Annotated in this window: 21 protein-coding genes and 1 pseudogene; 13 read left to right on the plus strand and 9 right to left on the minus strand. The window is 71.8% G+C overall.

Annotated elements, in window-relative coordinates:
* The first annotated feature begins 43 nt into the window (after positions 1 to 43).
* The 5 genes from ACTMMA_RS12435 to ACTMMA_RS12455 all read left to right on the plus strand — a co-directional run bounded on the left by ACTMMA_RS12435 (position 44) and on the right by ACTMMA_RS12455 (position 6,937).
* Positions 44 to 1,627, plus strand: coding sequence for an aspartate:alanine exchanger family transporter (locus ACTMMA_RS12435; RefSeq protein WP_441190454.1), 1,584 nt, complete (start codon positions 44 to 46; stop codon positions 1,625 to 1,627).
* A 17-nt stretch (positions 1,628 to 1,644) separates the two neighbouring features.
* Complete coding sequence (locus ACTMMA_RS12440) at positions 1,645 to 2,859, plus strand: cysteine desulfurase-like protein (RefSeq protein ID WP_441190455.1); 1,215 nt, start codon at positions 1,645 to 1,647, stop codon at positions 2,857 to 2,859.
* Positions 2,856 to 4,169, plus strand: coding sequence for an alpha-amylase family glycosyl hydrolase (locus tag ACTMMA_RS12445; RefSeq protein WP_441190456.1), 1,314 nt, complete (start codon positions 2,856 to 2,858; stop codon positions 4,167 to 4,169). Before ACTMMA_RS12440 ends, ACTMMA_RS12445 begins: the two co-directional genes overlap by 4 nt.
* A gap of 105 nt (positions 4,170 to 4,274) precedes the next feature.
* Positions 4,275 to 6,119, plus strand: a complete 1,845-nt coding sequence (locus ACTMMA_RS12450; protein WP_441190473.1) for a proline--tRNA ligase — start codon at positions 4,275 to 4,277, stop codon at positions 6,117 to 6,119.
* Positions 6,120 to 6,139: 20 nt separating this feature from the next.
* Positions 6,140 to 6,937 (plus strand): TSUP family transporter, encoded by a 798-nt coding sequence (locus ACTMMA_RS12455; RefSeq protein WP_441190457.1) that lies wholly within the window; start codon positions 6,140 to 6,142, stop codon positions 6,935 to 6,937.
* 327 nt (positions 6,938 to 7,264) lie between these two features.
* Here the strand turns inward: ACTMMA_RS12455 and ACTMMA_RS12460 are convergent, their stop codons facing one another.
* From ACTMMA_RS12460 to ACTMMA_RS12475, 4 genes are read right to left on the minus strand one after another with little or no spacing between them, the layout of a single operon-like run.
* Positions 7,265 to 8,617: a CapA family protein gene (locus ACTMMA_RS12460; RefSeq protein WP_441190458.1), complete on the minus strand. Its 1,353-nt coding sequence runs from the start codon at positions 8,615 to 8,617 to the stop codon at positions 7,265 to 7,267.
* 28 nt (positions 8,618 to 8,645) lie between these two features.
* Positions 8,646 to 10,652, minus strand: a complete 2,007-nt coding sequence (locus tag ACTMMA_RS12465; RefSeq protein WP_441190459.1) for a thioredoxin domain-containing protein — start codon at positions 10,650 to 10,652, stop codon at positions 8,646 to 8,648.
* A 17-nt stretch (positions 10,653 to 10,669) separates the two neighbouring features.
* Positions 10,670 to 11,719 (minus strand): aminoglycoside phosphotransferase family protein, encoded by a 1,050-nt coding sequence (locus ACTMMA_RS12470; RefSeq protein WP_441190460.1) that lies wholly within the window; start codon positions 11,717 to 11,719, stop codon positions 10,670 to 10,672.
* A complete protein-coding gene (locus tag ACTMMA_RS12475; RefSeq protein ID WP_441190461.1) occupies positions 11,716 to 12,714 on the minus strand; it encodes a DUF4439 domain-containing protein in 999 nt (332 codons plus the stop codon). The genes ACTMMA_RS12470 and ACTMMA_RS12475 overlap by 4 nt, the downstream gene beginning before the upstream one ends.
* A 119-nt stretch (positions 12,715 to 12,833) precedes the next feature.
* Here ACTMMA_RS12475 and rimP point away from each other — a divergent pair, with 119 nt between their 5' ends.
* The 4 genes from rimP to infB all read left to right on the plus strand — a co-directional run bounded on the left by rimP (position 12,834) and on the right by infB (position 17,800).
* Positions 12,834 to 13,349, plus strand: a complete 516-nt coding sequence (gene rimP, locus ACTMMA_RS12480) for a ribosome maturation factor RimP (RefSeq protein ID WP_441190462.1) — start codon at positions 12,834 to 12,836, stop codon at positions 13,347 to 13,349.
* Positions 13,349 to 14,371 (plus strand): transcription termination factor NusA, encoded by a 1,023-nt coding sequence (nusA, locus tag ACTMMA_RS12485; protein WP_441190463.1) that lies wholly within the window; start codon positions 13,349 to 13,351, stop codon positions 14,369 to 14,371. The genes rimP and nusA overlap by 1 nt, the downstream gene beginning before the upstream one ends.
* A 73-nt stretch (positions 14,372 to 14,444) precedes the next feature.
* Entirely contained in the window at positions 14,445 to 14,711 is a 267-nt protein-coding gene (locus ACTMMA_RS12490; protein ID WP_441190464.1) for a YlxR family protein, read from the plus strand.
* 215 nt (positions 14,712 to 14,926) lie between these two features.
* Positions 14,927 to 17,800 (plus strand): translation initiation factor IF-2, encoded by a 2,874-nt coding sequence (gene infB, locus ACTMMA_RS12495; RefSeq protein ID WP_441190465.1) that lies wholly within the window; start codon positions 14,927 to 14,929, stop codon positions 17,798 to 17,800.
* Positions 17,801 to 17,860: 60 nt separating this feature from the next.
* Here the strand turns inward: infB and ACTMMA_RS12500 are convergent, their stop codons facing one another.
* The 4 genes from ACTMMA_RS12500 to ACTMMA_RS12515 form a co-directional block, all read right to left on the minus strand.
* Complete coding sequence (locus ACTMMA_RS12500) at positions 17,861 to 18,130, minus strand: hypothetical protein (RefSeq protein WP_441190466.1); 270 nt, start codon at positions 18,128 to 18,130, stop codon at positions 17,861 to 17,863.
* Positions 18,031 to 18,960 carry a Dyp-type peroxidase gene (locus ACTMMA_RS12505; protein ID WP_441190467.1) on the minus strand — a complete coding sequence of 310 codons (930 nt, stop codon included), beginning with the start codon at positions 18,958 to 18,960 and terminating at the stop codon, positions 18,031 to 18,033. The genes ACTMMA_RS12500 and ACTMMA_RS12505 overlap by 100 nt, the downstream gene beginning before the upstream one ends.
* The gene (locus ACTMMA_RS12510; protein WP_441190468.1) at positions 18,957 to 19,475 is read right to left on the minus strand and encodes a copper chaperone PCu(A)C; all 519 of its coding nucleotides are present in this window, start codon (positions 19,473 to 19,475) and stop codon (positions 18,957 to 18,959) included. Before ACTMMA_RS12510 ends, ACTMMA_RS12505 begins: the two co-directional genes overlap by 4 nt.
* A gap of 76 nt (positions 19,476 to 19,551) precedes the next feature.
* Positions 19,552 to 19,773, minus strand: coding sequence for a hypothetical protein (locus tag ACTMMA_RS12515; protein ID WP_441190469.1), 222 nt, complete (start codon positions 19,771 to 19,773; stop codon positions 19,552 to 19,554).
* Between the two features lie 121 nt (positions 19,774 to 19,894).
* Here ACTMMA_RS12515 and ACTMMA_RS12520 point away from each other — a divergent pair, with 121 nt between their 5' ends.
* The 3 genes and pseudogenes from ACTMMA_RS12520 to ACTMMA_RS12530 form a co-directional block, all read left to right on the plus strand.
* Positions 19,895 to 20,185 carry a transposase gene (locus ACTMMA_RS12520; RefSeq protein ID WP_441190470.1) on the plus strand — a complete coding sequence of 97 codons (291 nt, stop codon included), beginning with the start codon at positions 19,895 to 19,897 and terminating at the stop codon, positions 20,183 to 20,185.
* On the plus strand, positions 20,182 to 21,123 hold the full coding sequence (locus ACTMMA_RS12525; protein WP_441190471.1) for an IS3 family transposase: 942 nt from the start codon (positions 20,182 to 20,184) through the stop codon (positions 21,121 to 21,123). The genes ACTMMA_RS12520 and ACTMMA_RS12525 overlap by 4 nt, the downstream gene beginning before the upstream one ends.
* A 33-nt stretch (positions 21,124 to 21,156) precedes the next feature.
* Positions 21,157 to 21,492, plus strand: a pseudogene (locus tag ACTMMA_RS12530) (transposase); the annotation flags it as partial.
* Here the strand turns inward: ACTMMA_RS12530 and ACTMMA_RS12535 are convergent.
* Positions 21,458 to 22,555 (minus strand): DDE-type integrase/transposase/recombinase, encoded by a 1,098-nt coding sequence (locus ACTMMA_RS12535; protein ID WP_441190472.1) that lies wholly within the window; start codon positions 22,553 to 22,555, stop codon positions 21,458 to 21,460. The pseudogene ACTMMA_RS12530 and the gene ACTMMA_RS12535 overlap by 35 nt on opposite strands.
* Before the next feature lie 13 nt (positions 22,556 to 22,568).
* Between ACTMMA_RS12535 and ACTMMA_RS12540 the strand changes: the two genes are divergently transcribed.
* Positions 22,569 to 23,924 (plus strand): IS256 family transposase, encoded by a 1,356-nt coding sequence (locus tag ACTMMA_RS12540; protein WP_441189501.1) that lies wholly within the window; start codon positions 22,569 to 22,571, stop codon positions 23,922 to 23,924.
* Positions 23,925 to 23,968 lie beyond the last annotated feature (44 nt).

Raw genomic sequence — 23,968 nt, forward strand, 5'->3', positions numbered from 1 at the left:
CGGCCGACCCGGAAGGTGGGCGCAGCACGTAGAATGGTGCCACGTGGACGAGCTGCTGATCGAACGTCCGATCCTCCTTCTCTTCGTGATCCTGGCGGTCGGGACCGCCGTCGGCGGCATCCGTCTGCGGCGCATCTCTCTGGGGCCGGCCGCGGTCCTCTTCGCAGCCCTGGCGTTCTCCGCCTGGGACGAGAGGTTCGCGCTGCCGGAGGTGATCGGCACCTTCGGCCTGGCGGTCTTCGCCTATGCGATCGGCGTGACGGCCGGGCCCTCGTTCTTCGCCAGCCTCCGCTCCGGCATGGGGCCGGTCGCCATGGTGGGCGGGACCCTGGCCGGGCTGGCGGTCGCCTCCTGGGCGCTGGGCCGGCTCCTCGGCTTCGACACGGGCACGATCGCCGGTCTCTACGCCGGTGCCACGACCAACACGCCCGCGCTCGCGGCGGCCATCCTGCGCCTGGACGGGGCCCCCGAGCCGACGGTGGCCTACTCGCTGACCTACGTCGGGGGCGTGCTGATCATGCTCTTCGCGGCCGTCGGCGCCATGCGCAGCGGCCAGCACCACCCCACCCTGGACGACCGCACCCCGCCCTCGTCGGTGCACAACACCACGATCAAGGTCACCCGCGACAACGCGCTCCAGGTGCGCGAGCTGACCTGGACCCCGCACGGCCGGGTGCTGTTCTCGCGCTTCCAGCGCGCCGGCGGCCCGACCGAGATGTCCGAGGGGTCGACCGTCCTGCAGCCGGGGGACCGGGTCCTGGCCATCGGGCCGGAGGAAGCGCTGCGCCACCTCACCAAGCAGCTGGGCCGGACCTCCAAGGTCGCTCTGGAGCACGAGCGGACCGACGTGGGCTACCGGCGCATCTCCCTGTCGGACAAGAAGTTCTACGGCCGCACCGTGGCCGAGCTGGAGCTGTGGGAGCGCTTCGGCGCCCGGGCGACCCGGGTCCGGCGCGCCGACCAGGACCTGCTGGCCACCGACGACTTCGTGCTCCAGGCCGGCGACCGGATCCGGGTGGCGGCTCCGCGCGACCAGATGGGCCGGGTCTCGACCTACCTCGGCGACAGCGACCACGGCAGCTCCGACATCAACCCGCTCGGCCTGGCCATCGGGATGGCGCTCGGCCTGCTGCTCGGCGCCGTCCCGGTCCCGATCCCGGGCCTGGGGCACCTCGAGCTCGGTCAGGCGGCCGGGCCGCTCATCGTCGGCCTCGTCCTGGGCCGGCTGGGCCGGACCGCCAAGGTCGTCTGGACCCTGCCGCACCAGGCCGCGGAGACCCTGACGCAGATCGGCCTGCTGCTCTTCCTGGCCTACGCGGGCGGACGGGCCGGGTCGGCCTTCGTCGAGGCGGTCCGCACGCCGCTCGGCCTGAAGATCCTGCTCGCCGGGCTCATCATCACCGGCCTGCACGCCGTCGTCCTCCTGCTCGTGGGCCGCAAGATCCTCCTGGCCTCCGGGCCGCGCATGGCCGGTGTCATCGCGGGGTCACAGACCCAGCCCGCCGTGCTGGCCTACGCCAACGAGGCCACCACCCACGACCAGCGCGTGGCGCTGGGCTACGCCCTGGTCTATCCCGTGGCGATGGTGGTCAAGATCCTCGCCGCCCAGGTCCTCACCCTCCTGTGAGGGTGCAGGATGGGGTCATGACCTTCGACGTCGTCGCCGTCCGCGACCAGTTCCCCGCGCTGCGCTCCGGGACCGCCCACTTCGACGGTCCGGGCGGCTCCCAGACCCCGACCGTCGTGGCCGAGGCGGTGGCCTCGACGCTGACCTCCTCGATCGCCAACCGCGGCACCGTGACGGCCGCCGAGCAGCTCGCCGAGGACGTCGTCCACGAGGCACGCGCCGCGATGGGCGACTTCCTGGGCACCGACCCGGGGACGGTGGTCTTCGGACGGTCCATGACCGCGCTGACCATGGACCTGGCCCGCACCCTGGCCAGGAGCCACCGGTGGGGGCCGGGTGACGAGGTCGTGGTGACCTCCCTGGACCACGACGGCAACATCCGCCCGTGGGTGATCGCCGCCGAGGCGGTGGGCGCCACGGTCCGGTGGGCCGAGGTGGAGCCGGGCTCCGGAGAGCTCCCGCTGGAGGCGGTCCGTCGCGTCCTGTCCGACCGGACCCGTCTCGTCGCGGTCACCGGCGCGTCCAACCTCATCGGCACCCGCCCCGACCTGCCTGCGATCGTCGCCGCCGCCCACGACGCCGGTGCGCTCGTCCACGTGGACGCCGTCCACCTCGCCGCCCACGCCCGGCTCGACCGGGAGGGTCTGGGCGCCGACTTCCTGGCCTGCTCGCCCTACAAGTTCTTCGGCCCGCACCTGGGGGTGCTCTGCGCCCGGCGTGACCTGCTGGAGGAGCTGCGGCCCGACAAGCTCCTGCCCTCCACGGACGCCGTGCCCGAGCGCTTCGAGCTGGGCACGCTGCCCTACGAGCTGCTCGCCGGTGCCACGGCGGCGGTGGACTTCATCGCCGGTCTCGCCCCGGGGGAGTCCACGACCCGGCGCGACCGGCTCACCTCGTCCTTCGCGGCCCTGGAGGAGCACGAGGACGCCCTGCGGGTCCGGGCCGAGGACGGACTGGCAGCCATCGACGGTCTCACCCTGCACTCCCGCGCGATGCACCGCACCCCGACCCTGCTGTTCACGGTCGAGGGAGTCGAGCCGGGCGCGGTCCACCGCCACCTGGCCACGCGGGGCATCAACGCCCCGGCCTCGCACTTCTACGCCTGGGAGCTCTCGCACCGCCTCGGCCTGGGCCCGGCCGGGGGAGTGCGGGTGGGGATCGCGCCCTACACGACGGCCGAGGAGATCGACCGGCTCGTCGAGGGCGTCGCAGAGCTGGTGGACGCCCGATGACCTGGGTCGACCACGCGGTCTGGTGGCACGTCTTTCCGCTGGGCTTCGCCGGGGCTGAGGCGACGCTGGCCGAGGCGGCCCCGACCGAGGTGACGCCGGCCGAGGCGACCCCCACCCCTCCCGGTGAGGGCTGGTCGGCACCGACCATCACCCACCGCCTGCGCCGGGTGACCGGATGGTTGGACTATCTGGTCCGGCTCGGGGCCAACGGGCTCCTGCTCGGCCCGGTCTTCGCCTCGACCAGCCACGGCTACGACACCCTCGACCACTACCGGGTGGATCCGCGGCTCGGCGATGAGGGCGACCTGCAGGACCTCCTCGACCAGGCCCGGGCGCGCGGCGTCCGGGTGGTCTTCGACGGGGTCTTCAACCACCTCTCCCAGGACCACGAGATCGTCCGGCGGGCGACCGCCCCGGAGGCCACCCCGCAGGAGCGCTCCTGGGTGAAGTGGGTGGGGGAGTACACCCGCGGCTTCGAGGGCAACCTCGACCTCGTCGAGCTCGACCTGTCCCAGCGCCACGTCCAGGACTACGTCGTGGACGTCATGACGCACTGGCTGGACCGTGGCATCGACGGCTGGCGCCTCGACGCCGCCTTCGCCCCCGGCCCCGATGCCTGGGCGCCGATCATCGCCCGCGTCAAGGAGCGTCACCCCGACGCCTGGATCCTCGCCGAGCTGATCAGCGGCGACTATGTCGACTTCGTGCAGCGATCCGGCGTCGACTCGGTGACGCAGTACGAGCTGTGGAAGGCGGTCTGGAGCTCCCTCAACGACGTCAACCTCCACGAGCTGGCCTGGGCGCTGCAGCGGCACCGCGACTTCTGCGCGGTCTTCACGCCCCAGATCTTCGTCGGCAACCACGACACGACCCGGATCGCGACGAAGGTGACCGACCCCCGGCACCTGCCCGTCGCCGTCGCGCTGGGCCTGCTCCTGCCGGGCGTCCCCTCGATCTACGCCGGTGACGAGCAGGGCTTCACCGGGGAGAAGCTCGACCAGCCCCGGGGCGACGACGCGGTGCGTCCCGCCTTCCCCGACACCCCCGAGGAGCTGGCGCCCTTCGGCGCCCACCTGCTGGCCGAGCACCAGCGGCTGGTCCACCTCCGGCGCACGCACCCCTGGTTGACCACGGCCACCGCGACGGCACGCGACGTCGCCAACGGCACGGCCGCCATCGACCTGGTGGGCGCCCAGGATCCCGACACCCAGCAGCTCACCCTCGGACTCAACCTGACCGATCAACCCGCGATGCTGCATACCCCGCGCGGTGACCTCGTGGTCGAGCCGCACGGCTGGGCCCTGGGCTGATCCTCCCGGCGACCCGTCGCCCGATATCCGGTCGAGAGCAGCCCCGCCCGGCCGGTAGGCTCGGACGGTCAAGATCCCCCTCCCGAGGAGACCACTTCTGTGGCCATGCGCCTGTCGACCCTGTTCCTGCGGACCCTGCGCGAGGACCCGGCGGACGCCGAGCTGCCCGGGCACAAGCTGCTCGTGCGCGCCGGCTACATCCGCCGCGCCGCCCCCGGTGTCTACACCTGGCTGCCGCTGGGCCTGAAGGTGCTCCGCAAGGTCGAGGCGATCGTGCGCGAGGAGATGGACGCGATCGGCGGCCAGGAGCTGAGCTTCCCGGCGCTGCTGCCGCGCGAGCCCTACGAGGCGACCAACCGCTGGACCGAGTACGGCGACAACCTCTTCCGCCTGCAGGACCGCAAGGGCGTCGACATGCTGCTCGGCCCGACGCACGAGGAGATGTTCACCCTCGCGGTCAAGGACATGTTCAGCTCCTACAAGGAGCTGCCGCTCACGCTCTACCAGATCCAGACGAAGTACCGCGACGAGGCGCGCCCCCGCGCCGGCCTGCTGCGCGGCCGCGAGTTCATCATGAAGGACTCCTACTCCTTCGACGTCGACGACGCCGGGCTGGAGGCCGCCTACCAGCGCCACCGCGCGGCCTACGTCAAGATCTTCGACCGGTTGGGCTTCGACTACGTGATCGTGTATGCGGATTCCGGCGCCATGGGTGGGTCGGCCTCCGAGGAGTTCCTCGCGGTCTCCCCGGTCGGTGAGGACACCTTCGTCCGCTGCGAGGCCTCCGGGTATGCGGCCAACGTCGAGGCGGTCGTCGTGCCCCAGGCCGCCCCGGTGGACGCGTCGTCCACCCCGGCAGCGCGCGTCGAGGACACCCCGGACAGCCCGACCATCCAGACGCTGGTCGACCAGGCCAACGCGATGCACCCCCGCGCCGACGGCCGGGAGTGGACGGCGGCCGACACCCTCAAGAACGTGGTCGTCATGCTGACCCACCCGGACGGCACCAAGGAGCCACTGGCCATCGGCCTGCCGGGCGACCGCGACGTGGACGACAAGCGCCTGGAGGCGCAGGTGGCCCCGGCCGAGTGGGCGCCCTTCGAGGAGGAGGACTTCGCGGCCTACCCGATGCTGGCCAAGGGCTACATCGGCCCGGGCGTGCTGGGGCTGGAGAAGGCCTCGAAGATCCGCTACCTGCTCGACCCGTCCGTCGCCGAGGGCTCGGCCTGGGTGACCGGTGCCGACGAGCACGGCAAGCACGTCTTCGACCTCGTCCTGGGGCGCGACTTCACCGCCGACGGCACGATCCAGGCCGCCGAGATCCGTGAGGGTGACCCGAGCCCGGACGGGGCCGGCCCGCTGACCCTTGCGCGCGGCATCGAGATGGGCCACATCTTCCAGCTGGGGCGCAAGTATGCCGAGGCGCTGGACCTGAAGGTGCTGGACGAGAACGGCAAGCTCGTCACCGTCACGATGGGCTCCTACGGCGTGGGCGTCTCCCGTGCGGTCGCCGCCGTCGCCGAGGCCACCCATGACGAGATCGGTCTGTGCTGGCCGCGTGCGCTGTCCCCGGCCGACGTGCACGTCGTCGCCACGGGCAAGGACCAGGACGTCTTCGACTACGCCGAGGGCCTGGTGGCCGAGCTGGAGACCTCCGGTCTGGAGGCCATCTACGACGACCGCCCCAAGGTCAGCCCCGGCGTGAAGTTCAAGGACGCCGAGCTGCTGGGCGTCCCGACCATCGTCGTGGTCGGTCGCGGCCTGGCCGACGGCACCGTGGAGATCAAGGACCGTCGTAGCGGCGAGCGCCGCGAGGTGCCCGTCGGCCAGGTCGTCGATGAGGTGCTGGCCGAGGTGCGTGCCGAGGCGCGGCTCGCGGAGGTGGCGCACGCGGCGCCGCAGGCAGAGGCGACCCAGGGAGAGGCTGGGTCGGTCACCGACCCGGCCTGACCGCATACCCCCTCCCTTCCGTGCTGGAGAACCTCGACGTCGGGATCCTCGTCTTTCTGGCCCTCGCCGGACTGGCGGCGGGTTTCGTCGACGCGGTCGTCGGGGGAGGCGGGCTGATCCAGCTGCCCGCCCTCCTCGTCGCCTTCCCGGGAGCCGCTCCGGTGCAGCTCCTGGCGACCAACAAGGTCGGCTCGATCTGCGGCACGACGGTCAGCTCAATCACGTATTTCCGGCGGGTGCGGCCCGACCTGCGGACCGCGCTGCCCCTGGCCGTGGCGGCCTTCGCTGGAAGTCTGGGCGGTGCGCTGCTGGCTTTCCTCATCTCCAAGGAGGCCTTCAACCCGATCATCCTGGTGGTCCTGGTCGGGGTCGGTCTCTACACGCTGTTCAAGCCCTCGATGGGCCAGCTCCAGCAGCTGCGTTTCGGCCAGGTCCGGCCGCGCCGGCACCTGGCCGCGGCGGTGCTCATCGGGCTGGCGGTCGGGGCCTACGACGGTGCGCTCGGGCCGGGGACCGGGTCATTCTTCGTCTTCGCGCTGGTCAGCGTCCTGGGCTATGGCTTCCTGGAGGCCAGCGCCAAGGCCAAGATCGCCAACATGGCCACCAACCTCGCGGCGCTGGTGGTCTTCGTGCCGCAGGGCGCGGTGCTGTGGCAGGCCGGGATCGTGATGGGCGTGATGAACATCATCGGGGGGTATCTCGGCGCGCGCGTGGCCGTGGCGCGGGGCAGCGGCTTCGTGCGGGTCTTCTTCGTGGTGGTCCTGGTCGCCTTCATCGTCAAGATCGGCCTGGACACCTGGGAGCAGCTCGTGGGCTGACAGCAGCTCGTCGGCTGACAGCAGCACGTCGGCTGACAGCAGCACGGCGCCGGGCAGCAGGATGACCACGGGTGGTCAGGGTGTGGCTACGGCGGGGGACCTACGTCACTGGCTGGACCGGACGATCTGCTTCTATGACCCGGCCTGCTGAACCGACAGCCGGAAAGTGATCCGTCGTCCGGTTGGTTCCGGACGACGGATCACTTTCCGGCTGATGGTTGGTGGGGTCGTGCGGGCCCAAGGGCGGAGGCGGGCGCGGGGCGGAGGTGGGCGCGACGGCCACCGTAGGGCTCTGGGGCGTCGCCTCGACGCACGCGGCGTCGAGTCCTAGGGCTGCACGGGGGTCGCGCCGCAGCCGCCGAGGCTGTCGACGGTGGAGGTCGTCCGGTCCCAGGTCTCGGGATGGGTCTCGGGGGAGACCAGCCGGACGATGTGCGGGCCGGTGGACCCGGCGGCCAGCGCCTCCGGGTCGATCTGGACGCGGGTCGGCCGGTAGGTCATCTCCGAGCTGACCTCGCCCGCCTCGTCGCGGGTGAGAGTGACGTGGGCGATCATCCCCTCCTGGGTCTCCGGCAGGAGGCCCGCGGCGGCGACCGGGGACTGGTTGGACAGGAAGTTGCCCATCCCGTAGAGGACGTGCTTGCCGTTGACCTGCTCGCAGGGCTGGATGACGTGCACGTGCGTGCCCAGGATGAGGTCCACCGCGTCGGACTCCAGTAGCTCGTGGGCGATGCGGGTCTGGTCGGGATGGGGGGCGGCTTGGTACTCGGTGCCCCAGTGCATGCTGACCACGACGAAGTCGGCACCGTCGTCCTTGGCGGCCTCGGCCTGCTCGAGGATGCCCTCGCTGCCGATGGTGGGCCAGGAGGCGTCGACGAGCCAGGGCGCCTCCCCGGGGATGTTGGTCGTCGGCCCGCCGGAGTTGGGGTAGGTGTAGGTGTAGGCGAGGTGGGCCACGGTGGCGGTGGAGCCGTCGGCGGTCTGCAGCTGGTGGACCTGGGGCTTGCCGGAGAGCTCCTCGTGCGCGGTCGGGCCGGCATAGCCCATCCCGGCGTCGCGGACCACCTGCTCGGTGGCCTCGAGCCCGCTCAGGCCGTGGTCCATCGTGTGGTTGGAGGCGAAGTCGCAGCCGTCGACCCCGGCCTCTGCCAGCGCGGTGGCCATCTGGAAGGGCGTGTTGAAGACCAGCACGTCGGGGGCGGACAGGTTGGTGTTGTCCGGGGACAGGGGGGTCTCCAGGTGGCAGAGGGTCAGGTCCCCGCTGCTCAGGGCCTCCGTGACGTCCTCGAACATGGGGCCGTAGTCGAACTGGCCCTCGCCGCCCCCGGCGTAGCGGTTGGCGGTCACGTTGACGCGGGAGTGGGCCAGGATGTCGCCCATCGCGGTGATCGTGACCTCGACGGGTCGCTGCGGGCCGTCGGTCGACGTGGGTGCGGCGCTGGCCGTCTCCTGCCCGGAGAGCGCGTCGTCGGTGGCCGTGCCGCCCGAGGAGCCGTCCGACGAACCGTTCGTCGAACCGTCCGACGAGTCACCGGTCGAGGAGCCGTCACCGGACGAGGTGGCACCGGGTGTCGTGGGTGCACCTTGCGGCGCGTCCGGCTCTCCGTCGAAGAGCGCGCAGCCACCGATCACCAACGGACAGACCAGGGCCAGAGCGGCCACCCCCGTGCGAACTCGCATGGGCCCAATGTAGACGCCGAGCTCTGCCTCACCCACCAGGCACGCTGGGCAGCGCGTCCGCGGCGGTTGTAGGCAGGTCGCAGGTGGTGCCACGGCAGACCGTGGCGGTGCGGACGCCTCCGGTGGAGGTGAGAGCGACGTCCCCGTCGACGACCAGGACTCCGGTGGGGCCCCGACGCGCCGCGGTGCCCAGGGGGTCGAGGGCACCGATCCTGTCGTCGGCGCCAGCACCGGGCCCCTCCGCCGATCCCGGGAGGGGGGAGAGGGTGACCAGCAGCGGCCCGGCCGCCAGCTCCTCGGCGGCGACCAGGGCCCAGCCGGCGAAGCGGGGAGCCTGCCGGGCGATCGGTGCCATGGCCTGGAGCGCGCTCGCGGCGAGGTCGAGATGGGAGGCGTCGGCGGCCTGGGCCCCGTGGCGCAGCACGGCCAGGGCCAGGGAGCTGGCGCCACCGGGCTCGGCGTTGTCACCCTCGCCGCGCGGGGTGAGGACGAGCCTCTCGGCGTCGATGCCGGTGGCCGAGAAGGTGCCGTCCGGCTGCCCGAAGAGGTCCAGGGCCGAGGCGAGCAGGGTCCCGGCCTCCTCCAGCCACGCACGGTCGCCCGTGGCGCGGTGCAGGGCCAGCAGCCCGTCCGCCAGGTTGCCGTAGTCCTCGGCCACGCCCAGCGCCGCGCCGACGGTGCCGTGCCGGGAGCTGCGCCGCAGCCGTCCGTCGACGACGTGGGTGTCGAGCACGAACCGGGCGCACCGGGCGGCGACGTCGACCCAGTCCGGCTCCTCGAAGACCCAGCCCGCGTGGGCCAGGGAGGCGATGAGCAGGCCGTTCCAGGCGGTCACCACCTTGTCGTCCCGGCCAGGTTGCGGCCGCAGGGTGCGGTGCAGCTGCAGGCGCTCCCGGACCGACCGCCACCAGGCCGGGTCCTGCGGGTCCTGGCGCAGCTGCAGGGTCGACGTGCCGTGCTCGAAGGTGCCCGACGGCGTCACCCCGAGCAGCTCGGCAGCCCGCTGCCCGTCCTCGTCGCCGAGGGCCTGACACAGCTGGTCCGGCGTCCAGACGTAGGTCAGGCCCTCCACCCCGTCGGTGTCCGCGTCCAGGGAGCTGGCGAACGCAGCCTGCTCGGTCCACAGATCCTTGAGCAGCCAGTCGACGGTCTCCCGCACGACGCGCTCCGCCCACGGCCGGGACCCCATGTCGAGGCGCGCGAGATCCGCATACACCCCCAGGAGCAGAGCGTTGTCGTAGAGCATCTTCTCGAAGTGGGGGACCACCCAGGCGCGGTCGACCGCATACCTGGCGAAGCCGCCGTCGAGCTGGTCGTAGGTGCCCGAGCGCGCTATCGCCTCGCAGGTGTCGCGAGCAATCCGGAGCGCGGAGGGGTCACCGGTGCGGCCGTGGTGCCGCAGCAGGAAGGCGAGCACCATCGACGGCGGGAACTTGGGGGCACCGCCGAAGCCGCCCCACTGGTGGTCGTACTCGCGCGCCAGCTGGGCCACCGCCGCGGCCAGGTCGTCCTCGACCAGCGGGGGAGCGGAGCCGGCGGTCGGTGCGGCAGCGGCAGCCTCTTCGAGCGCGGCGACGATCCGCGCGCCACCCTCCCGCAGGCGCTGCGGGTCCTGCGCCCAGCCGTCGGTGACCGCCCGCAGCAGCTGCATCAGCTGCGGCCTGGGCAGATAGGTGCCGGCCCAGAAGGGCTCGCCCTCGGGCGTGAGGAGGCAGGTCATGGGCCAGCCGCCGTGGCCGGTCATCGCGGTGGTCACTTGCATGTAGACGGCGTCGACGTCCGGGCGCTCCTCGCGGTCGACCTTGATCGCGACGAAGCCGGCGTCCAGGGCGCCGCCGACGGCCTCGTCCTCGAAGGACTCGTGGGCCATGACGTGGCACCAGTGGCAGGCCGCGTAGCCCACCGACAGGAAGATCGGCACGTCGCGGCGGCGGGCCTCGGCGAAGGCCTCGGGGCCCCATTCCCACCAGTCGACCGGATTGTCCCGGTGCTGCTGGAGGTAGGGCGAGGTGCTCGTGGCCAGGCGGTTGGGCATGGTCCCAGCCTCGCACGTCAGCCGCGCTGCATCGCCTTGACGATCGCGACCGCCTTGGTGATCTCCTCCTCCTCGTCGTCCCTGGCGTCGGCGATGGCCCACAGGGCGTTCTGCGTGAGGCGGAGGAGGGCGCAGGCACGGGCACGATCGCGGTCCAGCCCCGCCGCGTCGCAGACCAGGTCGAGCCGGAAGAGGAGGTGGCTCGCGAGGTCGTGCGCGGCCAGGGCGTCGTCCCACCGGTTCCACAGGGCCGGGGCGACCGCCCAGTGCGGGTCGCCGGCGACGACCGTCGGGTCGATCGCGACCCATTCGCCGGGATCGGGCCGCCACAGCACGTTGCCCTGATGGAGGTCGGTGTGGACGAGCCGCTCGTCGAGCCCGTCGTCCCCGCGCAGGTCGGTGACGAGCGAGGCGGCGTGCTGGAGCATCCTCCGGGGGAAGCGGTGGGCCACCGAGGGATCGGCGAGGGCGGTGCGCAGATCGCTGGCGAGGCGGTCGAGCTCGCCGGTGAGCGGCGGCGCCCACGGGGGAGCGGGACGGTCCAGGGCGGCCAGGACCTGGCCCAGCGCCTCGGTCGTGTCGATGACCGGGCCGGTGTTCAGGTCCCGGTCGGCGTCGAGGCGTTCGAGCAGGTATGTGGTGTCCGCCGGCTCTGCGGCCAGGAGGCGGACCGCGCCGCGGCCCTTCCAGGCCCGCAGGGCCAGGTGCTCGACGTCGGCCTCCGGGTGCGGCCAGCCGATCTTGAGGGTGCCCGGGTCGCCCTGGGGTCGGAGCACGGGCAGGACCAGCGCGGTGAAACCCCATCTGAGCGGCCCGGCCCGGTCCCGGCGCAGGCTCCACCGCTCGAGGGAACGGCCGACCAGGGAGGGGAGCGTCTCGAGCCAGTCCGCGCCCGTGGGTCGGTAGGGTGCCGGGCCACCGGAGGCCGGTCCGTCGGAGATCTCGCGGTCCGGCCGGTGCTGGGCGACCGTGCGTCTGAACGCGGCCGGGATGTCGTCCGCGGTGAAGACGTCTGCACTCGTGCTCCCCGCACGCCCGGTCCCTGCCGCCGAGAAGCGCGAGGTCACGGGAGCGTCATACCGGGGAAGGGATCGAAAGGACCCTTGAAGCTGCGGCTCCACGCGACGGACTCGGCGGCGATGCGCACCAGGGAGGTGAGGTGCTCCGGCCGGCCGAGGACGCGGTCGGCGCTGCGCAACGCAGCCGGCGCGATGTCGGAGACGAGGTCGAGGGCCAGCTGTCGACGGTGGGACTCCTCGGTCAACGGCTCGGGGAGGTCGTAGCCGAGCGGGGCCACGGGCGCGGCGGCACCGGCCAGCGAGGTGAGCTGGCGGGTGAGCGAACGGATCTCGTGCAGCACGCGCTCGTAGTCCTCGCGCTCCTCGCCGGAGGACCGGGCCGAGACCACCTCCAGACCGAAGATCGCCGGGCGGGTGGCGGCCAGGAGGGGGACGGCGGCCGCGCCCTCGGGACCCGCGAGCGGCTCCCAGGGATAGGCGGCGCGGAGGATCTGGGCGGCCGCGGCGCGGTGGGAGGTCAGGCTGACGAGCATGGGCAGGTTGGTGCTGCTGGCGGTGGAGATCTGCTCGATCAGGGCGGGGAGCCCGTCGCGCAGCTCGACGCCCAGCTCCTTCTGGGAGATGCCCGGCGGGCCGGTGGTGACCGAGGCGTCGTCGGCACCTGCCGGCGCGGAGCTGGTCGACGCGGCGTCGTCCCCGGTGGGCTCGGGCAGCGCGGGGAGCTCGGGCAGCGGCACGCCCCCGGATGAGATGAGGTCCTCCAGGGTGGTCAGCTGGGTGCGCCAGTGTCCCTGGATCTCGCGGAGCAGGCCGCCCGGCCGGGAGATCTGCAAGGAGCGGGAGATGGTGTCGTGGACCTGCCCGCGGACGGCGACGAGCAGCTCGCTGTCGACCGGCCAGGTGGCGGGGTCGTCGGCCCGCACGGGTGGCTCGGGGACGGGTCGACCGGGACGGACCTCGGAGTCGCACCCGACGAGCGCGGTCGCGGCGCCGCCGACGAGGACGGCCCGCAGCAGGGCTCGTCGGGTCAGGGAAAGCGGCATGACGGTCGGCATCTCAAGGGGTAGGCTAGACGGTTCTAGGAGACTGCCACACCACCTCACCTGTGGGTGGCAGTCGTGCGACAGTACCCATAGACATCAGAAGAAGGTAGGAGGCCCCGATGGACGCCAAGGCCAGAGCCAGGACGATCACCGTAGAAGTCTCCGAATCGTTGCGCGGCAGCGGCGTCGAGGTCGACGACGTCACGGTGCAGCAGGCGGGCAAGAGGCGGCTGGTCCGCGTCTTCCTGGCCCGCGCCCTGGGCGACGCGGAGTCCGACGACGGCACCACCCCGATCGAGCCGCTCTCCCTGGACGAGGTCGCCGAGGCGACCCGCACGGTCTCCTCCGTGCTCGACGAGAGCGACGTGATGGGCGAGGCTCCCTACACCCTCGAAGTGAGCTCGGCCGGTCTGGACCGCCCGCTCACCGCTCCCGCCCACTTTCGTCGCAATGTCGGCCGGCTCCTGAAGGTCCACCTGGCCGACGACACCACGACCACCGGCCGCCTCCTGCGCTCCGACGCGGACGGCATCCTGCTGGGAGATCCCGCCGACGAGCGCGCGCTGACCTGGTCCGAGGTGACCAAGGCCGTCGTGCAGGTCGAGTTCTCCCGCCCCGACCGAAAGGACTCCTGATGGATATCGACATGACCGCCCTGCGCCTCCTCGAGCGGGAGCGCGAGATCCCCATGGACATCATCGTGGAGGCGATCGAGCAGGCCCTCCTGTCGGCCTACCAGAAGGTGGAGGGCCACTACCGGACCGCGCGGGTCGAGCTCGACCGCAAGAGCGGGCACGTGACCGTGTGGGCGCGGGAGGACGCTCCCGTCCTCGAGGACGGCACCCGCGGCGAGGCCGGGCCGGAGTTCGACGACACCCCTGAGGGCTTCGGCCGGGTGGCGGCCGCCACCGCGCGCCAGGTCATCACGCAGCGGATGCGCGAGCTGGAGGACGACGCGGTGCTCGGCGACTTCCGCGCGCGCGAGGGCGACATCGCCTCGGGGATCATCCAGCAGTCCAGCGACTCGCGCTTCGTCAAGGTCGACTTCGGCACCGTCGAGGGTGAGCTGCCCCTCGCGGAGCAGGTGCCCGGTGAGGTCTACGAGCACGGGCAGCGGATCAAGTGCTACGTGGTCAGCGCCAAGCGTGGCTTCCGCGGCCCGCAGATCCTGCTGTCCAGGACGCACCCCAACCTGGTCCGCCGGCTCTTCGCGCTGGAGGTGCCCGAGATCGCCGACGGCTCGGTGGAGATCGCGGCCATCGCGCGCGAGGCCGGGCACCGGAGCAAGATCGCCGTGCACGCCAAGGTCCCGGGCGTCAACGCCAAGGGGGCCTGCATCGGCCCCATGGGTCAGCGGGTCCGGGCGGTCATGGCCGAGCTGCAGGGCGAGAAGATCGACATCGTCGACTTCAGCGAGGACCCCGAGGAGTTCGTGACCTCCGCCCTGTCTCCGGCCAAGGTCCAGTCCGCGCGGATCGTGGACACCAAGGCGCGCCAGGTCCGGGTCGTGGTTCCCGACTACCAGCTCTCCCTGGCGATCGGCCGCGAGGGGCAGAACGCCCGGCTCGCGCACCGTCTGACCGGGTGGAAGATCGACATCCGTGCCGACACGGAGGAGCAGGTCGAGGGCGGGTCGGGAGCCGGTGGCGACGTCTGACCCGTGTAGACTGAACTCCGCTGTTCGGGCCGGTTCCGACATCCCTGCGCTTTCTGGCGCGCGCCACACCCCGGTGCGCACCTGCGTGGGATGCCGCGGCAGGGCCGAGCAGTCCGCGCTGATGCGGGTCGTCGCGGTCCAGGACGAGGCCTCCACCGACAGGTGGGTGATCGTGCCGGACGTGCGTCGACGGGGCCAGGGTCGTGGTGCCTACCTGCACCCCGATCCGCAGTGCCTGCAGAACGCCACCGCCCGACGAGCGTTCGGTCGCGCCCTCCGCCTCCCGGCGAAGGCTGCGATCGACAGCACGGCCGTGCACGAGCTTCTGGAGCACCAGTGAGGAAGAGCACCACGTGACAGTCAGGCCCGTGCCACCCGGCGCGGGTCACACCAGGCGGGTCCCACCCGGGGCCTGTCATCGAGGACATCCGGAAGCGGGTTTGACGCTGATGAGCACCCGATGAGTACTCAGCGATGAGCACCCCTCAGCACTAGTCACGGCAGTGCCCCCTGCGGGCCCGGTCGTGGCGCAACATCTCAAGGAGACACCACACCGTGGCCAAACTCAGGGTCTACGAGCTCGCGAAGGAGCTCGGGGTCGAGAGCAAGGAGCTTCTCGCCCACCTCAACGAAGTTGGTGAGTTCGTCCGGTCGGCATCGTCGACCATCGAGCCGCCCGTGGTCCGCCGGATCCGGGAGAACCCCCCGGCCGCCGCCAAGTCGGCGTCCGCGGACAAGCCGGCGGCCGACAAGCCGGCGGCCAAGCCCACGGCGAAGCCGTCCGGCCCCAAGCCGCCCACGCCCGGGCCGAAGCCGACGCCCGCCAAGGAGCAGGAGCCTGCCCCGTCGAAGCCTGCGGGGCCGGTTGCCGAGGCGCCGTCCACCGCCGGGCCCGCGACGGCCGCTCCGGCTGCGCCGTCCACCCCGGCGGCTCCCGACAAGGCGCCCGCGGCCGGCAAGCCCGCCGCGACGCCCGGTCCGCGTCCGGGCCCCAAGCCTGCCCCGGCCAAGGAGCCGGAGCCGACGCGGCCGGAGGCTCCCGCCGCCCGCGCACCCCGTCCGGGTGCCAAGCCGGGACCGCGTCCCGGCAACAATCCCTTCGCGTCCAGCCAGGGTATGGGGCGCGAGCGTCGCCCCGAGCGTGGCGACCGCGGTGACCGTGGTGACCGCGGTGGGGCTCCCCGTCCCGGCAACAACCCGTTCGCTCCCAGCCAGGGCATGCCCCGGCCGGGTGGCACCCGGGGCGCCGGCGCGGCCGGCCCCGGCGGCCCCCGCCCCGGTGGCCCGCGCCCGGCGCCGCGTCCTGGCGGTCCCAAGCCGAGCATGATGCCCGAGCGGGCAGCAGTGCCCCGTCCGGGCGAGCGTCCGGCGCGTCCTGGCCCCGGTGGCCGCGGTCGCCCGGGTGGTCCCGGCGGTCCCGGAGGCGGCCCCGGTGGAGCCGCTGGTGGTTTCCGCGGTGGTCCCGGCGGTCGTGGCGGCGGTCCTCGTGGCCGTGGCGGCACCCAGGGTGCGTTCGGTCGAGGCGGCGGAAAGGTCCGCGGCCGCAAGTCCAAGCGGGCCAAGCGCGCCGAGTTCGAGCAGATGCAGGCGCCGGCGATCGGTGGCGTCAGCATCCCGCGCGGCAACGGCATGGTCGTCACGGTCCGCCGTGGCGCCTCGCTGACCGACTTCGCCGACAAGATCAACGTCGACCCGGCGTCGCTGGTGACGATCCTGTTCCACCTGGGCGAGATGGCCACGGCCACCCAGTCCCTGGACGAGGACACCTTCACCATCCTGGGTGACGAGCTCGACTACAAGATCCGCGTCGTCTCGCCCGAGGAGGAGGAGCGCGAGCTCTTCAGCGCCTTCGGTCTGGACCTGGAGGCTGAGGCCGAGGCCGAGTCCGACGAGGACCTCGTGCCGCGTCCGCCGGTCGTCACCGTCATGGGTCACGTCGACCACGGAAAGACCCGTCTGCTGGACGCCATCCGGCAGTCCGAGGTCGGGTCCGGCGAGGCGGGTGGCATCACCCAGCACATCGGTGCCTACCAGGTGCACACCACCCATGAGGACCAGGACCGCGCGATCACCTTCATCGACACCCCGGGTCACGAGGCGTTCACCGCCATGCGTGCCCGTGGTGCGAAGTCCACGGACATCGCGATCCTCGTGGTCGCGGCCGACGACGGTGTGATGCCGCAGACGATCGAGGCGCTGAACCACGCCCAGGCGGCCGACGTGCCGATCGTGGTCGCGGTCAACAAGATCGACGTCGAGGGCGCCAACCCGGCCAAGATTCGTCAGCAGCTGACCGAGTACAACCTCATCGCCGAGGAGTACGGCGGCGAGACCATGTTCGTCGACGTGTCCGCGAAGCAGGGCACCAACATCGACAACCTGCTCGACGCCGTTCTGCTCACCGCCGACGCCGCGCTGGACCTTCGGGCCAACCCCGACAAGGACGCTCGTGGTGTCGCGATCGAGGCCAACCTGGACAAGGGCCGCGGCGCCGTCGCGACCGTCCTGGTCCAGCAGGGCACCCTGCGGGTCGGCGACGCGATCGTCACCGGCTCCAGCCACGGCCGCGTGCGCGCCATGCTCGACGAGCACGGCAACAACGTGGAGGAGGCGACCCCGTCGCGTCCGGTGCAGGTGCTGGGTCTGGACACGGTGGCCCGTGCCGGCGACACCTTCCTGGTGGCGCCGGACGACCGGACCGCCCGGCAGATCGCCGAGAAGCGCGAGGCTGCCGACCGGCAGGCCGCGCTGGCCAAGTCCCGCAAGCGGATCAGCCTCGAGGACCTCAACGAGGCCCTCGCCCAGGGCAAGGTCGAGACCCTCAACCTCATCCTCAAGGGAGATGTGTCGGGTTCGGTCGAGGCGCTGGAGGATGCGCTGCTGCAGATCGACGTGGGCGACGAGGTCGACCTGCGGATCATCGACCGCGGCGTCGGTGCGATCACGATGAACAACATCAACCTCGCGGTCGCCTCCGACGCGATCATCCTGGGCTACAACGTCCGGGCCGAGGGCCAGAACGCCGACTACGCCGACAAGGAAGGCGTCGAGATCCGCTACTACAGCGTGATCTACCAGGCGATCGAGGACATCGAGAACGCGCTCAAGGGCATGCTCAAGCCGGAGTACGAAGAGGTGGAGACCGGCACCGCCGAGATCCGCGAGATCTTCCGCAGCTCCAAGTTCGGCAACGTCGCGGGCTCGCTCGTGCGCAGCGGCGAGATCCGCCGTGGCGCCAAGGCCCGGATCACCCGGGCCGGGGTCGTCATCACCGAGAACCTCGAGGTCGCCGGCCTCCGTCGGTTCAAGGACGACGTCACCGAGGTCCGCGAGGGCTACGAGTGCGGTATCAACCTGGGCTCGTTCAACGACGTCCAGGTCGACGACCTCATCACCACCTACGAGATGCGGGAGATCCCCCGCAGCTGAGGGCAGGTATGACGTGCCCCGAGGCCCGGTCCACCACCTGGTGGGCCGGGCCTCGTCGGGTCAGACGAGCAGGCGCTCGCCCGGCCAGCCGCTCTCCTGCCACCCCGGCAGGAGCGCGAAGACCGCCGAGCCCACGGGGGTGGTCCACAAGTTGAGCAGGTCACCCTCGGCCAGCCGCTGCTGCACGGGCAGGAACTGTGCGACCGGGTCGGCCTGGTAGGCGGCGAAGATCAGGCCGGTCGTGGGCTGCCCGTCGGGCCCGGGTTCCTCGTATATGTAGGGCCGCCGCAGGAAGCGCTCGTGCGGCGCCGACGCGGACGCCCGCTGCACGTGCGCCGACCCGTCGACCACGGGCAGGCCGCTGGGGTGGGTGGCGTGCAGGTCCACCGGGGTGTCACCAGGCCGAGGTCACGGCCGGACCCGTCGACGCCGACCTCCGGCTGGACCGTGCCGTCGACCTGCCCGAGCTGGTTGCGCAAAGGCCAGCCATGGCGCTCCATCGGCTCGCGGAACCCGGTCTGCACCCAGCGGACGTCCGCGATCCCACCCGCAGCCCGCACCAGCTCGCGTCGCGCATGGGCCACCGTGAGGGGAGACTGTGCCGCGGCCTGGAGCAGGAGGTCGGCCTCTCCCCAGCGTGCGTCCAGACGGTCGATGGCGAAGGCGGGCAGCGGACGCAGCCAGGAGGGGCGCGCGGACGTCATACCCGCCTTGACGAAGAGGCTCGCGCCCCAGCCGACGGTGACGGTGAGCCCGGCAGCCCGTGCGGCCAGCTCCGGCTCCTGGTCCGTGACCGGCGCCCGGCCGGTGGTGAGGCGGGCGATGTCCTCGCCCCACAGGCGCATGAGACGACCGAGCTCCTCCCTGCCGGCAGCATCGACGAGGTCGAGAGCGACGAAGCTCGCGTGCGGCTGGGGCGGGGTGAGGATGCCGGCGTGCCAGCGGCCGTGGGCCGGCTCGCGCAGCTCACCGGCCTGGGTCGGGTCAGCGGGTGCGGCCGACGGACCTGACGTCGCCGGGCCACCCGGGTGGCGGCTGGCTCCGGCGCCCGGAGATGGCGCAGTCGCGACCCCGGCGGCTAACCCCACGGCGCTGGCACCACCGAGCAGACCGCCACGCAGGAGCGTGCGCCGGTCCAGCCCGGAGGCACCGGTGGTCACGGCGCCAGCGAGGTCGTGGTGGCGCCGTCCCCGTCGCCCGGGGAGTAGTGCTCCTCGGCTCCGCTGAAGGCGCGGGCGGTCACGGTGACCGTCCACCGGTGGTCGTCGTCACCCACGAGCACGAGGGGCACCTGGTCCCCGGTGCGCACGCCTCCGGTCAGCTCCATGAGCATGAGGTGGTCGCCGCCGGGCTGGAGGAGGTGCTCGCCCCCGGCGGGCACCACGAAGCCGTCCTGCGCCTCCTGCATGAGGCGTCCGCCCGCACCGTCGTCCACGGTGATGTGCAGCTCCGTACGGGCGGCGACGGCGCTCTCTACCCGGACGAGGTGGATGTCCTCGTCGGTCTGGTTGCGCAGCGTGCCGAAGACGCCGGTCATCGGACCGTCGGCGGCCTTGGCCCAGCCGTCGACGAGGACCAGGTCGGGGGAGGCGAGGTGCGAGCTCTCGGCCACGGTGTCGGAAGAGCTGGACGGGTGGGGCCACCACGCGGCGCGCTCGGTGGGGCGTGGGGCCACCACGCGGCGCGCTCGGTGGGGCGTGGAGCCACCATGCGGCGCGCTCGGACGATGAAGGGGAGGGAAGACGGGGGCGTCAGGCGGCGCGGGGCGGCGCGCGGCGGGTCCAGGAGAAGGCGCGCTCGCAGGAGCGGAGCGCGGGCGGTGTCGCGGTCGCGGGCGTGCGACGGACGGGCGTGGGCCGGGGCAGCCGCACCATGGCCAGGCCGAGCCAGCGGCGCAGCTGCGACCACAGGGCGCAGCACACCGCCCAGGCACAGGCGGCCCCCAGGGTGGCGAGCGCGTGCGTGACCAGCATGCCCGCTCCGCCCTGGCCGACCGCGGAGAGGACTGGCCTGGAGTCCGGAGCAGATCAGCCATCGCCTCAAGGTCGATGAGGTTCCCCCCGGAGCGTAGAGGCATCCACAATGAGGATCGAGATGCCAGAGAAGCGCAAGAAGTACGACCGGCAGTTCCGTGAGGGAGCGGTCCGGATCGTCGAGGAGACGAACAAGCCGATCGCGCAGGTCGCTCGAGATCTGGGCGTGAACGAGGGCACGCTGGGCAACTGGGTCCAACGCGCCCGTGCCGCACGCGAGGGCCACGGCGAGCTGTCCAAGGACGACTACGAGGAGCTGAGACGGCTACGCGCCGAGGTCGCCGAGCTGCGGATGGAGCGTGATGTCCTCAAGCGATCCGTGGTCCTGTGGGTGAAGGAGGCGACGAAGTGAGCGTGGCACGCTTCATCGCCGACCAGAGGACCAACTACGCCGTGCCACACGCCCTTGTCTGCGCGCTGCTCGGAGTCTGCGAGGCGTGGTTCTACAAGTGGATCAAGCGCGCCGACGGCCCAGGCGCCGCAAGCGGGCTCTTCACCGACACCGACCGCCGCCGCGACACCGTCGACCGCGCCGTGAAGGTCGCGTTCAAGCAGGCCAAGGGCCTGCACGGCTCACCGCGCCTGCACGCCGACCTGAGCGAGGCCGGCTGGCAGATCAGCGAGAAGACGGTCGCCGAGTCGATGCGCCGCCAAGGCCTGGTCGCCCGCGTCATCAAGCGGCGCAGCGGCCTGACCAGGCAGGACAGGACCGCACCCAAGTTCCCGGACCTGGTGCGTCGCGACTTCAGCGCGCCGGCGCCGAACTGCAAGTGGGTCGGCGACATCACCGAGATCCCCACGGCCGAGGGCAAGCTGTACCTGGCCACCGTCATCGACCTGTACTCGCGCCGGCTGCTCGGCGCGGCCACCAGCGCCCACCCCGACGCTGAGCTGGCGTGCGCGGCGATCCAGATGGCCCTCACCGCTCGCGGCGGCAAGGAGGCGATCCGGCGCGAGGACGAGTCCGACCGCGTCATCTTCCACACCGACCGGGGCTCGACCTACACGGCGACCTCGTTCATCCGGCTCTGCGCTGACCTGGGGATCCGCCAGTCGATGGGCCGGGTCGGGTCGTGCTTCGACAACGCCGCCGCCGAGGCGTTCTTCTCCTCCCTGGAGTGGGAGGTCCTGTCCCGGCAGGAGTTCGACACCCGGGCTCAGGCCCGGGCCGTGGTCATCGACTGGGCCTACGGGTTCTACAACCACCAACGCCGGCACAGCGCGGCTGGCATGATGTCACCGGTCAACTACGAGCAGTCCACCGCAGCGCCCGTCCCGGACGCCGCGTAGCCCGAAGCCCTCCACGATCTGGGGGGAACCGCAGACTTCCCCGATGATGACTCCATGCGGATCAGCCATGAGGCGATCTACCAGTCGCTCTACATCGAGGGCCGCGGTGCGTTGAAGCGCGAGCTGGTCTGGTGCCTGCGCACCGGCCGCGCCTTGAGGGTCCCGCGGGAGCGGTCACGGCGCAGGACCTGGGCGCACGTGACGCCCGAGACTCTGATCAGCGAGCGACCCGCAGAAGCCGAGGACCGCGCCGTTCCTGGCCATTGGGAAGGGGATCTCCTGATCGGATTGGAACGGTCCGCGATCGGCACTGTCGTCGACCGCACGACGAAGTTCACGATGCTGGTCCACCTTCCGCGCGAGGACGGAAGGTGTCAAGGCGGGTGAGACAGTTTCCGTCAGGTGGTCTGTATGAGGGCCTCCTGTGAGGGCTGGTTGATCCACGCGGCCTGGGGCAGATTGGGCGCCTGGGGTCGGCGGTGGCCGAAGCGCTCGGGGTGAGCGGCGTAGACCGCGTCCAGGGTGGCCTGGCGTTGGGCACGGACCTGGCCCGCGGTGGGGTAGTGGACGCTGGCGGGGGTGTGCAGCCCGATCCCGGAGTGGCGGTGCTCGTGGTTGTAGTAGGCGAAGAACTGCTCGGCGAACGCGCCGGCGTCGCCAGGGACCCGAACCGCTCGGGGAAGACCGGGGCGTACTTGAGGGTCTTGAATGCTGCCTCGCTGTACGGGTTGTCGTTCGAGACGTGCGGGCGGGAGTGGGAACGGGCCACGCCCAGGTCCACCAGCAGCTGCGCGACCGGTTTGGAGGTCATCGAGGTGCCCCGGTCAGCGTGCACCGCGTCCGGGACACCGTGGACGCCCATCGCGTGCTCGAGCAGGTTCGTGGCGATCTGCGCGTCCTCGCCGGCGGCGATGGTCCAGGCGACGACGAACCGGGAGAAGATGTCGAGCACGACGTACAGGTCGTAGTACACGCCCCGGTCCGGGCCCTTGAGCTTGGTGATGTCCCATGACCACACCTGCCCCGGGGCGGTGGCGAGCAGTTCCGGACGGGTGCGGGCCGGGTGGGTGGCCTGCCGGCGCCGTTCGCCGGCCAGGTCGTTCTCGCGCAGGATGCGGTGCATCGTGGACTGCGAGCACAGGTAGGTGCCCTCGTCCAGCAGCGTCGCCCACGCCTGCGCGACCGCCTTGTCCGCTAACTCCTCGCTGGTCAGCACCGCCAGCACGTGCGCCCGCTCAGTCTCGGTGAGCTTGTTCGCCGGCCCGCCGGGGCGCCTGCGCACGGGCCGGTGGCGGGTTCTTGGTCCGGTAGTGACCAGCACGGGAGCGGCCCAGCAGGGCGCACGCCCGTGCGGTGCCGACGTGCTCGGAGGTGTCAGATGGTCTGTGTAAGTGCCGGGTCTCCGACCGAGAAGGAGATTGATTGTGAGCATGACGCACGACGAGATGAGGGCCGAGGACCTGGACCAGGTCGAGGTGGACCAGCGGGCCGAGGCTGCCCGGCTGCGTGAGGAGTTCTTCGACGACGAGCTGGTCGACAAGCTGCTCGCGGCGACCGGTGAGCGCGGGGTGTCCCTGACCGGGGCCGGTGGCTTCCTGCCCGAGATGATCAAGACCGTCCTGGAGCGCGGCATGGGAGCCGAGCTGACCGACCACCTCGGGTACGCCAAGGGCGACGCGGCCGGCCGACGTTCGGGGAACTCCCGCAACGGCACCACCCCCAAGACGGTGAGCACCGAGGTCGGCGACATCGCCCTGGACCAGCCCCGGGACCGCAACTCCACGTTCTCCTCGGCGCTGGTGCCCAAGGGCGCCCGCCGCCTGGGCGGGCTGGAGGACATGATCATCTCTCTGTACGCCGGCGGGATGACGGTGCGCGACATCCAGCATCATCTGGCCGCGACGCTGGGCACCGAGCTGTCCCACGAGACGATCAGCAACGTCACCGACGCCGTGCTCGAGGAGGTCAAGGCCTGGCAGTCCCGCCCGCTGGAGGCGTTCTACCCGGTGATCTACCTCGACGCCCTGGTGGTCAAGGTCCGCGACGGCGCGCACGTGACCAACCGCTCGGCGCACATCGCCGTCGGTGTCGACATGGACGGCATCAAGCACGTCCTGGGTATCTGGGTCCAGGCCACCGAGGGCGCGAAGTTCTGGGCCGGCGTGTGCGCCCAGCTGGCCAACCGCGGCGTCAAGGACGTGCTCATCGTCTGCTGCGACGGGCTGGCCGGCCTGGCCGAGGCCATCGAGGCGACCTGGCCGCACGCGATGGTGCAGACCTGCGTGGTGCACCTGATCCGGGCCTCGATGCGGTTCGTGTCCTACACCGACCGCAAGGCCGTCGCGGCGATGCTGCGCCCGATCTACACCGCCCCCGACGAGGACGCCGCGCTGATGGCGCTGACCACCTTCGCCGACTCCAACCTGGGCAAGAAGTACCCGGCCGCGGTCGCGACCTGGGAGAACGCCTGGGACCGGTTCACCCCGTTCCTGGCGTTCGGGCCCGCGCTGCGCAAGGTCATCTACACCACCAACTCCATCGAGTCGCTGAACTACCAGCTGCGCAAGATCATCAAGAACCGCGGCCACTTCCCCAGCGACGAAGCCGTGATCAAGCTGCTCTGGCTGGCGATCATGAACATCGAGGACAAACGAGCCCGCGAACGAGCCAAGCAGGCCGGCAAAGGCAAAGACCGAAAGTCCGTGCCCCGCCTGGTCGAAGGCGCCACCGTCACCGGCTGGAAAGCCGCCCTCGGCGAGCTCGCCCTCGTCTACCCCGACCGCGTAAACGCCTACCTCTAACCCAATGTGACCCACATCACTTACACAAACATCTTGACAAGCTC

Origin of the sequence: Ornithinimicrobium panacihumi, assembly GCF_052073805.1 — a bacterium.
Lineage (GTDB): Bacteria > Actinomycetota > Actinomycetes > Actinomycetales > Dermatophilaceae > Ornithinicoccus > Ornithinicoccus panacihumi.

What these genes read in the sequence shown, in the direction of transcription:
- ACTMMA_RS12440 (WP_441190455.1), top strand. Translation starts at nt 1,645, where the DNA reads ATGACCTTCGACGTCGTCGCCGTCCGCGACCAGTTCCCCGCGCTGCGC.
- ACTMMA_RS12445 (WP_441190456.1), top strand. Translation starts at nt 2,856, where the DNA reads ATGACCTGGGTCGACCACGCGGTCTGGTGGCACGTCTTTCCGCTGGGC.
- ACTMMA_RS12450 (WP_441190473.1), top strand. Translation starts at nt 4,275, where the DNA reads ATGCGCCTGTCGACCCTGTTCCTGCGGACCCTGCGCGAGGACCCGGCG.
- ACTMMA_RS12460 (WP_441190458.1), bottom strand. Translation starts at nt 8,617, where the DNA reads ATGCGAGTTCGCACGGGGGTGGCCGCTCTGGCCCTGGTCTGTCCGTTG.
- ACTMMA_RS12465 (WP_441190459.1), bottom strand. Translation starts at nt 10,652, where the DNA reads ATGCCCAACCGCCTGGCCACGAGCACCTCGCCCTACCTCCAGCAGCAC.
- ACTMMA_RS12475 (WP_441190461.1), bottom strand. Translation starts at nt 12,714, where the DNA reads ATGCCGCTTTCCCTGACCCGACGAGCCCTGCTGCGGGCCGTCCTCGTC.
- rimP (WP_441190462.1), top strand. Translation starts at nt 12,834, where the DNA reads ATGGACGCCAAGGCCAGAGCCAGGACGATCACCGTAGAAGTCTCCGAA.
- nusA (WP_441190463.1), top strand. Translation starts at nt 13,349, where the DNA reads ATGGATATCGACATGACCGCCCTGCGCCTCCTCGAGCGGGAGCGCGAG.
- ACTMMA_RS12515 (WP_441190469.1), bottom strand. Translation starts at nt 19,773, where the DNA reads ATGCTGGTCACGCACGCGCTCGCCACCCTGGGGGCCGCCTGTGCCTGG.
- ACTMMA_RS12520 (WP_441190470.1), top strand. Translation starts at nt 19,895, where the DNA reads ATGCCAGAGAAGCGCAAGAAGTACGACCGGCAGTTCCGTGAGGGAGCG.
- ACTMMA_RS12535 (WP_441190472.1), bottom strand. Translation starts at nt 22,555, where the DNA reads ATGCTCACAATCAATCTCCTTCTCGGTCGGAGACCCGGCACTTACACA.
- ACTMMA_RS12540 (WP_441189501.1), top strand. Translation starts at nt 22,569, where the DNA reads ATGAGGGCCGAGGACCTGGACCAGGTCGAGGTGGACCAGCGGGCCGAG.